General features: G+C 69.5%; 8 protein-coding genes and 1 pseudogene. 8 read left to right on the top strand and 1 reads right to left on the bottom strand.

Translation table 11 applies throughout. From position 1 onward, the window contains the following. Nucleotides 1-70: 70 nt before the first annotated feature. Nucleotides 71-1,294: a Rieske 2Fe-2S domain-containing protein gene (locus ABZ260_RS15040; RefSeq protein WP_355617050.1), complete on the bottom strand. Its 1,224-nt coding sequence runs from the start codon at nt 1,292-1,294 to the stop codon at nt 71-73. A gap of 201 nt (nt 1,295-1,495) precedes the next feature. On the opposite strand from ABZ260_RS15040, the gene ABZ260_RS15045 reads away from it, so the two are divergent. The 8 genes and pseudogenes from ABZ260_RS15045 to ABZ260_RS15080 form a co-directional block, all read left to right on the top strand. After that, entirely contained in the window at nt 1,496-2,452 is a 957-nt protein-coding gene (locus tag ABZ260_RS15045; protein WP_355617052.1) for a PDR/VanB family oxidoreductase, read from the top strand. Between the two features lie 271 nt (nt 2,453-2,723). After that, the gene (locus ABZ260_RS15050; RefSeq protein ID WP_355617054.1) at nt 2,724-3,677 is read left to right on the top strand and encodes an alpha/beta hydrolase; all 954 of its coding nucleotides are present in this window, start codon (nt 2,724-2,726) and stop codon (nt 3,675-3,677) included. Further along, nucleotides 3,678-3,809, top strand: coding sequence for a hypothetical protein (locus ABZ260_RS15055; RefSeq protein WP_355617056.1), 132 nt, complete (start codon nt 3,678-3,680; stop codon nt 3,807-3,809). It begins immediately after the preceding gene. A gap of 34 nt (nt 3,810-3,843) precedes the next feature. Further along, on the top strand, nt 3,844-5,364 hold the full coding sequence (locus ABZ260_RS15060) for a sugar ABC transporter ATP-binding protein (RefSeq protein WP_355617058.1): 1,521 nt from the start codon (nt 3,844-3,846) through the stop codon (nt 5,362-5,364). Continuing rightward, nucleotides 5,361-6,410 (top strand): ABC transporter permease, encoded by a 1,050-nt coding sequence (locus ABZ260_RS15065; RefSeq protein ID WP_355617060.1) that lies wholly within the window; start codon nt 5,361-5,363, stop codon nt 6,408-6,410. Before ABZ260_RS15060 ends, ABZ260_RS15065 begins: the two co-directional genes overlap by 4 nt. A 109-nt stretch (nt 6,411-6,519) precedes the next feature. Then, nucleotides 6,520-7,497: a substrate-binding domain-containing protein gene (locus tag ABZ260_RS15070; protein WP_355617062.1), complete on the top strand. Its 978-nt coding sequence runs from the start codon at nt 6,520-6,522 to the stop codon at nt 7,495-7,497. 57 nt (nt 7,498-7,554) lie between these two features. Continuing rightward, nucleotides 7,555-8,073 (top strand): 2Fe-2S iron-sulfur cluster-binding protein, encoded by a 519-nt coding sequence (locus tag ABZ260_RS15075; protein WP_355617064.1) that lies wholly within the window; start codon nt 7,555-7,557, stop codon nt 8,071-8,073. Next, nucleotides 8,070-8,527, top strand: a pseudogene (locus tag ABZ260_RS15080) (hypothetical protein); the annotation flags it as partial. The gene ABZ260_RS15075 and the pseudogene ABZ260_RS15080, both read left to right, overlap by 4 nt.

Genomic DNA, 8,527 nt, shown 5'->3' on the forward strand with positions numbered 1-8,527 from the left:
GCGGCACCCTACCGCGCACGACATGCTCGATCGAGGATCGCCGGGATCGTCGTCGGGATCACTGTCGGGATCACTGCTTGTTGTTCAGGGCCTCTGTCGGCTGGACCTTCGGAGAGCTCCGTTCGACCAGGCGGCGCCAGGCGGTGATCGACAGGTCCGGGCGGTAGAGCTTCTCGGGGGGCGCGTCCATCACGTCGACCATCCAGGCGTCCTGGGCGGTGAACTGGCCGTGGAACAGCCAGCGGATCGCGGTCAGGTACTTGAGCTTGAACACCTGCGCCTTCAGGCCGGTCTCGAAGCGCACCATGAGCTGCACGTACCGCACGTGGTCCTCGTCGACGGGCACGTACCACTCGTAGTGGATGAAATCTGGGTAGGCGACGCGCAGGATGCCGGGCAGCCTGATCGACACGAAGCCCGGCAGGTCCAGTGAAGCGATGACCGGATTGACGTTCTTCGCCTTGCCCGGCGCGTCGGGCAAGGGCATGCGCTTCCACCAGCGCTTGTTGGTCCACAGGCCGAGGCCGGGCATTTCAGCCTCCCAGTGCACCTCCTCCTGCACCCGAACGAGCCACTTGTCGCGGTTGACCACCTTGGTCTTGTTCCAGGCGGGCATCACCTTGAACAGCCGCCACAGCGCCGTGTTGTGCAGGTATTTCGCGTGCCCCTCGTCGAAGCCGTTCTCGGCGGCGAAGCGCCAGTTGCCGTCGCGTATCTCGGTGCGGCCACCGAGGACGAAGGCGTTGTCGCGCAGTTCCTCGGGCAGGTCGTCGTCGAGGGGGTGCGGTTCGCCGTCGCCGACGTACACCCAGATAAGGCCGAAGCGTTGCTCGACGGAGTAGGTGCGCACCGAGACGCGTCCGCGGATGGGGGAGTCGGGGCCGTCGGTGAGGACCCCGCAGAGCTTGCCGTCGGTGAGGTCGTAGGTCCAGCCGTGATACGGGCAGCTGATCGTGCCGGGAAACTGCCGGCGGCCAAGCGAGAGCGGAACACCGCGGTGCGGGCAGCGGTCGTGCAGGGCGTGGATCTTGCCGTCCTGCCGGACGAGCACGACCCGCTCGCCGAGAAGCGTGATGGGGACCGGCTTCTGGCCGACCTGCTCCTCCCAGAGGACCGGGTACCAGTGATCACGGAAGCCGAGGGAGGCGCTCTCGTAGGTCGGCCAGGACGACCAGTCCTGGCCGGGGGGCTGCCGATCCGGCCTGGCTCCGGCGGTGGGCGCGGTCTTGGGGGCTGACCGGGGCCTTCCCTCTCCACCCGTGCCGGATCCCGTCGGGTTGCTGAGTGTGGTCAATCTGGCCTCCGTGATCAGGCGCCGGCTGACGAGGTCCTCGCCGGAAGACGGTGACTCTGCGGGCGATGCTGTGGACAACGTCTCGTACATTGTACGAACTGCTGACCATTGTCAATACCAGGATTTCTTGACCTCGTGCTTAGCGCCGTACATAGTACGAGCACGTAGGCATTCTGCCGGGAACGCGATGGGAGGCGGTCGATGGATGAGAGCGGGGCCGAGATGGACCTGTTGGTGCGAGCGATGACCTTGGAGTCGGAGGGGGTGCTCTCGGTGATCCTTGAGGCCCCGGACGGAGGTCCACTACCGCCATGGGAACAGGGTGCCCACCTGGAGTTGGAACTCGGCGGTCGACTGCGGCACTACTCGCTCTGCGGAACGCCCGGCGACTCCTCGCGGTACCGGATCGCGGTGCTGCGCGAGCCGGACAGCCGGGGCGGGTCCGCCCACGTGCACGAGGTGCTGCGACCCGGCCACCTGATCACGGCGCGCGGCCCCCGCAACCGCTTCCCGCTGGTGGCGGCCGAGCGGTACCTGTTCATCGCCGGGGGGATCGGCATCACCCCGCTCCTTCCGATGATCGCCGCCGTTGAGGCCGCGGGCATCCCGTGGCGGCTGGCGTACGGCGGGCGGCGGCGTGCGTCGATGGCCTTCCAGGCCGAACTCGCCGCCTACGGGCAGGCTGCCACGCTGCTCCCCGAGGACGAATGCGGCCGGATGGACCTCGACACCCTGCTCGGCACGCCACAGGCGGGCACCGCCGTGTACTGCTGCGGTCCCGAAGGGCTGCTGTCGGCGGTCGAGTCCGTCTGCGCCGCCTGGCCCGAGGGCAGCCTGCACGTCGAGCGCTTCGCCGCCGCGCCGCGCGCCGAGGTCGACGCCGACGACGAGCGGGATTTCGAGGTGGTGTGCCGCCAGTCGGACGTCCGGGTGACGGTGCCGCGGGACCTGCCCATCATCGACGCGTTGGAGGAGGTGGGCGTCTGGGTGGCGAGTGCCTGCCGCGAGGGTATCTGTGGCAGTTGCGAGACGAAGGTCGTCGAGGGTGAGCCCGACCATCGCGACTCGCTGCTCACGCCGGAGGAGCGGGCCTCGGGCGCCACGATGATGCCCTGCGTCTCGCGTTCGCTCTCCGACCGCCTCGTGCTCGATCTCTGACCGCCTCGTGATCGCCGGAAGAGCGTTCCGTGTCTGGCCTTCGAGCGATCCCGCCCGGCCTCTGGCCTGCCAGACAGGTAAACATTTTGTTTCGGTCAGAGCTAAAAAGGCGAGGGTCATTGACCGAAGTGCAAAGTAGCGTACATAGTACGCACACTGCTTCTTTGTAGTTCTGCCCACCAAAGCCCAGCTCGGAGCCCTGTGACCCCGCAGGGTGTCGCTTCTCCACGTCAACGAGCCAGCCCGCGCCCACCTGCTACGGAGTTTCGCCATGCCCGAAAAAGATCCAGCGACGGCCGCTGACCCGTCGCACCCACCGGCCGGTTCCCCCGCGGTGGCCGGGGAAGGCCGGCGGTACCGGGTGCACGGCCTCGATCTGCATGTGCGCTCGATCGGGGCCGGCGTGCCGACGGTGCTCCTGCACGGAGGCGGTCCCGGCTGCTCGTCGTGGACCGACTTCGCCCCGGTCGTGGACGCGCTCGTGCCCGGCCGCAGGTTGATCCTGGTCGACCTCCCGCAGTACGGCGACTCGGACAAACCATTCATCGACGGGCCCCTGTTCGGCTTCCACGCCGCTCACGTGCGCGGGCTGCTCGACGCGCTCGGCCTGGCACGCGCCGACTTCGTCTGCCAGTCGCTCGGCGGGGGCGTGGCCCTGCGCCTGGCTGCCGACAGCCCCGGGTCGGTCGGCCGCCTGGTGGTCACCGGCAGTAGGCCGACGGCCCGCCCAGCCCTGGAACCCGGTGACGCGCGAGGTCCCCGAGTCCGCGACGACTACTACGGCGGTGAGGGCCCGACGCCCGCGAAGATGCGCGAGCTCATCGCCCGCTACGAGTGGAACGATCCACGGGGGGTTCCGGAGGAGACGGTGGCCGAGCGCTACCGCAACAGCGTCGATCCCGGCGCGCTCGCCCTCGGGACCGCCACCGAGGCTCGCGGTGCCGCCGAGGACCTGGGCCCCGACCTGGCCCGGGTGACCTCGCCCGTCCTGCTGCTGTGGGGGGAACACGACGTCTTCGCCGGTCTGGGCTATGCGCGGCACCTTCTGGGGTTGCTCGCCGACGCTCGGCTGGAGGTCGTACCCGGGACCGCGCACCACCCGCAGGAGGAGCGCCCCGCCGAGTACGCCCGGCTGGCCGCCGCGTTCCTGAACTCCTCCCCCGACCGTGAATCTCTCCCGCTCGTACCGCCGGCATCCGCCACGCCGACCTCTGGAGGTAATTGAATGCGACGCCCTGTTTTGATCACCGTGGTTCTGTTCGCCGCAGTGCTGGGAATCCCGCAGGTGCGCCGTGTCGTAAGGACCGCGCTGGTCCGGGCGACCGGTACGGCCCTGCACACGGAGAGCGGGCGATGATCCCGCCATCCATCACGGGCGCGGAGGGCGGGCGATGACCCCGGCATCCGCCGCTGCCGCGGTGCGCACGGCCGGGATCATCAAGAGGTTCGGCGCGTTCACCGCGCTGCGCGAGGTCGATCTCGACCTGTTCTCCGGCGAGGTCCACGGCCTGATCGGTTCCAATGGGGCGGGCAAGTCGACCCTGATCAAGGTGCTGTGCGGTGCGATCACGCCCGACAAGGGAACATTGACCGTCGCGGGTGCCTCCGCCTCCTTCGCCACGCCCGCCCAGGCCGAGCAGGCGGGGATCACCGTCATCCATCAGGAGACGCAGCTCTTCCCCGATCTGTCGGTGGCCGACAACGTCGTGGTCTCCCGCCCCAACCGGCGGGGGCCCGCGGGGCTGAGCCTGCGAGACCGGCGCGCCGACCGCGTCGAGACGACGCGCCTGCTGGAGTCCCTCGGCCTCACGATCGATCCGGGTCGCCTCGCCGGCACCCTTGACCTGGCAGAGAAGAAGCTCCTGCAGGTGGCCCGCGCGCTGCGGTCGGAGCCCAGGCTGCTGATCCTGGACGAGCCCACCGCCGCTCTGGAGGCCCGGCAGGCCGAGCGGATCACCACGCTGATCCGCCGCCTGGCCGCCGACGGCCTCGCCGTCCTGTTCGTCAGCCACAACCTGGACGAGGTCCTCGAAAGCTGCGACCGGATCACTGCCCTGCGCGACGGCCAGATAGTCGCCCGGCTCGTCGGCGACCAGGCCACTCCGCACCTCCTTGCCGAGCTGGTCGCGGGACAGCAGCTCGCCAACGCCCCCGACCGTACTCCCCAGGACGCGGGTGACCGTCTGGTCGAGGCCGAGCTGGGCGGTGAGGGCATCGTCCCGACCGCGATCACGCTGCGTCACCGCGAGGTTGTGACGCTGACCGGTCTGCTCGGTTCGGGTGCCGGGCGGTACGCGCGGATGCTCTCCGGTGCGACACGGCCCGACAGCGGCGGCGTCAGGATCGCGGGCAGGCCCCTGAGTCCGCACAACCGCAGGCAGGCGGTGGCCGCCGCGGTCGGCTTCGTACCCGAGGAACGCAAGCGCGACGGCATCCAGCCGATGCTGAGCGTGGAACACAACATCGTGCTCGGAGACATCCGGAGGTTCAGCCGGTTCGGCATGCTCGACCGCGGGAAGATCCGCCGCACCGCCGAGCGGCTCATCGCCGACCTGAACGTCCGCCCGGCCGACCCGACCTTCCAAGCGGGCCTGATGTCGGGCGGCAACCAGCAGAAGGTGCTCATCGCCCGCTGGCTGGCCGCGGGAGCGCGGGTGCTCATCGTCGAGGAGCCGACCCACGGCATCGACATCGGTGCCAAGCAGAACGTGATGCACCAGCTCCGCCGCTTCGCCGACGAGCGCGGCTGCGTGGTCATCGTGGCTCTGGAGAGTGACGAGTTCCGCTCCATCACCGACCGGTTCATGGCGTTCCGGCGCGGTCGGCTGGTCGCGGAAATGGCAGGAAACGTCCCACACGCCGATCTGATGGCGGCGTGCCTGGGCACAACCTCGGAAGGTCGTGAATCGTGACCGGGAACCCGGTATCCGCCACGCGGGCAGTGCGACGTGGCCGTTTCAGGCCGGCACTGGAGGATGCGTTCATCCCTGCTCTGCTCGTCTGCCTCGTCGTCGTACTGACGATGTCCACGGACTCCTTCCTCAGCAAGGGGAACATCCTCAACGTCCTGACCTCGATGGCGATCCTGGCGATCGTCTCGTTCGGCCAGACGTTCGTGATCGCCGGGGGCGGGTTCGACCTGTCCATCGGCGCGCAGGTGGCGCTGCACGGCGTGGTGGCCGCGCTGGTGATGGCCGCGACCCAGAACATTCTGTTCGGGCTGCTCGCCGCCGCCGTCACCGGTGTGCTGTTCGGCCTGCTCAACGGGATCCTGGTGATCGGGCTCAGGGTCCATCCGTTCATGATCACGTTGGGCACCTCGGTGGTGGCCACCGGCGTGACGCTGATCGCCTCGAACTCGGAGTCCGTCGGCGGCCTGCCCGCCTCGATCGCGGGGTTCGGGACCGGCCGCCCGCTGGGCATTCCCTGGATCGTCTGGCTGATGGTGGCCTGTTTCGTGATCTCCCTGTTCCTGCTCAGCGTGAGTCCCTTCGGCCTGCGGGTGCTGTCCACCGGTGGTAACCGTGAGGCGGCCAGGCTGGCCGGGCTGCGGGTCGACCGCACCACCGTGATGACCTTCGTTATCGCCGGGGTGTTCGCGGCCGTCGCCGGGGCGGCCATCACGGCCCGCCTGCAGTCGGCACAGCCCACCGTCGGTGGCGAGCTGGAGCTTTTCTCGGTCGCCGCGGTGGTGCTGGGTGGCAGCGCACTCCACGGGGGAAAGGCATCGATGTGGCGCACGCTGCTCGGCGTGCTCGTCATCTCGGTCATCCAGAACGGGCTCAACCTGCTCGGGGTCGGCGATGCCTGGCAGTCGGTCGCCGTCGGGCTCGTCTTCATCCTCGCCATGTCGGCGGAGCTGCTGCGCCGCTTCTCACCGGCGAGAAAGTCGCGCCCGGTCGATCCGCCCGGCACCGAGGAGCCCGGCAGGGCCGAGGCCACCCCCGCCGCCATCTGATCCTCGATTTCTCCTCCGCTCAGACGCCCCACCCTCCTCACCTCGTCGGCCGGTCTTCGCAGCCCGCTGAACACCCCACCGGCCGACCGAACCTCCCCTGGAGAAGATCATGAAATTCAGCAGGATGCCCGTCGTGGCACTCGCGCTCTGCGCCGGTCTCGCCACAGCCTGTTCCTCCTCGGCGACGGACCCGGCCGCCGACGGCGGGGCGGCCAAGGCAGGCACCAAGACCATCGGGGTCAGCTTCGCTGCCCCCAGGATCGCCCTGTACGCCGGCATTCAGAAGGGCATCGAGGCCGAGGCCGAGAAGCTCGGCGTCAAGGTGATCTTCACCGACGCGAACGGTGACCCGCTCAAGCAGGCGAACGACATCAGCGACCTGATCGCCAAGGGGGTCGACGGCATCCTCGTCTCGGCGATCGACGCCAAGGCGGTCGTGACGCCCCTCAGCGACGCCAAGGCCGCGAACATCCCGGTGATGACCGTCGCTCGTGACGTCGCGGACCCCTCCACCCGGGCCGCCTTCATCGGCAACGACTGGGGCAAGGCCGGCCTTGAGATCGCCGAATGGACGTGTAAGAACGTCGGCAAGGGCAAGATCATCATGATCAAGGGTCCCTCGTCCGCGCCGTACGTGCAGGAGATGACCAAGGCGTACAAGGAGGTCATCGGGTCGGCGAGCTGCCCGGACATGAGCGTGGCGCACGAGGTCAACCTGAACGAGATGACCACCGAGAAAGGGCTGGAGGCGACGAAGGCCTCGCTGTCGGCGGTGCCCGACGCCGCCGTCGTGTACGCCAACCTCGACGACTTCGTCGGCGGCGTGATCCAGGCCGTCAACGAGGCGGGCCTGACCGGCAAGGTCACCGTGACCGGATTCGACGGCATCCCGTCCACGCTGGAGATGGTCCGCAAGGGGCAGCTCGGGTTCGAGATCGGCCTGCAGCCGCAGAAGTGGGGAGCCAGGTCCCTGCAGAGCATGGTCGACAAGCTCGACGGCAAGGAGGTGCCCGACAAGGTCACCATCGACACCCTTCCGTTCGACAAGACCAACGCCGATCAGCTCACCGAGGCCGACCTGCAGTAGCGGCGACCCGCGGCGGCGCGGCTTCCTCACCCCTTGAAAGGCGCGACAGGAGTTTCGATGGACACCTTCACGGTCAACGGCACAACCCGGGCGGCGTGTACGGCGCCGGGGACGACGCTGGCCTCGGTTCTTCGCGATCAGCTCGGGCTGACCTCGGTCAAGCTCGCCTGTGAGCGGGGCGAGTGCGGTGCGTGCACGGTTCTGGTGGGTGGCCGGCCGCGCCTGTCGTGCGTCACCCTGGCCGTCCTCGTGGACGAGGAGGTGACCACCGCCGAGGGGCTCGCGGAGGAGAGTGCGGACCTGCGCGCCGCCTTCGCCGACCGCGGCGCCTTCCAGTGCGGCTTCTGCACCCCCGGCCACATCGTGCACGCCACGGCCCTGCTCCGGAGCGGCCTGCCCGCCGCACCGGAGCGGGCGGCGCCGCGGGTCCGCCGGGAGCTGTCGGGCAACATCTGCCGCTGCACCGGCTACGCCGCGATCGTCGAGGCCGTGTGCGAGACGGCCCGGCTGCGCGCCGCCACAGAAGGCGCCACAGAAGGCGCCACGGATGGTGTCACGGGAGGAGAGGCAGTATGAGCGGACCTCACAGTCCGGCAAGTGCCGGTGACACCCAGGTCGGCCGTCGTGTCCGGCCGCTGGACTGGGAAGAGCGGACGCTCGGCAGGACCCGTTACACCGCCGACCTGACGGAACCTGCGCACCTGCACGCCGCGGTTCTGCGCTCGCCTGTGCCGTACGCGCGGGTGACGGGACTCGACGTCACCGCGGCACTCCGGATGCCTGGAGTGCGGGCCGTCGTCACCGCTGCCGACTTCGCCCCGGGCATCACCTACATCCACCGCGGTGGCCACATGTCCGACCGGCCTCCGCTGGCGGACGGGGTGGTCAGGTTCGTCGGTCAGGAGATCGCCGCGGTCGCGGCCGACACCCCCGACCAGGCACGCCGGGCGGCCCCCGCGATCCCCCGACCGCTGCGCACCCCGCGCCCGCCCCAGACCCTGGCCGAGGCGCCTCGGCCCGGGGGCCCCGG

The sequence above is a fragment of the Streptosporangium sp. NPDC006013 genome (assembly GCF_040614275.1).
Classification (GTDB): Bacteria; Actinomycetota; Actinomycetes; order Streptosporangiales; family Streptosporangiaceae; genus Streptosporangium.

What these genes read in the sequence shown, in the direction of transcription:
- ABZ260_RS15045 (WP_355617052.1), top strand. Translation starts at nt 1,496, where the DNA reads ATGGATGAGAGCGGGGCCGAGATGGACCTGTTGGTGCGAGCGATGACC.
- ABZ260_RS15050 (WP_355617054.1), top strand. Translation starts at nt 2,724, where the DNA reads ATGCCCGAAAAAGATCCAGCGACGGCCGCTGACCCGTCGCACCCACCG.
- ABZ260_RS15055 (WP_355617056.1), top strand. Translation starts at nt 3,678, where the DNA reads ATGCGACGCCCTGTTTTGATCACCGTGGTTCTGTTCGCCGCAGTGCTG.
- ABZ260_RS15060 (WP_355617058.1), top strand. Translation starts at nt 3,844, where the DNA reads ATGACCCCGGCATCCGCCGCTGCCGCGGTGCGCACGGCCGGGATCATC.
- ABZ260_RS15070 (WP_355617062.1), top strand. Translation starts at nt 6,520, where the DNA reads ATGAAATTCAGCAGGATGCCCGTCGTGGCACTCGCGCTCTGCGCCGGT.
- ABZ260_RS15075 (WP_355617064.1), top strand. Translation starts at nt 7,555, where the DNA reads ATGGACACCTTCACGGTCAACGGCACAACCCGGGCGGCGTGTACGGCG.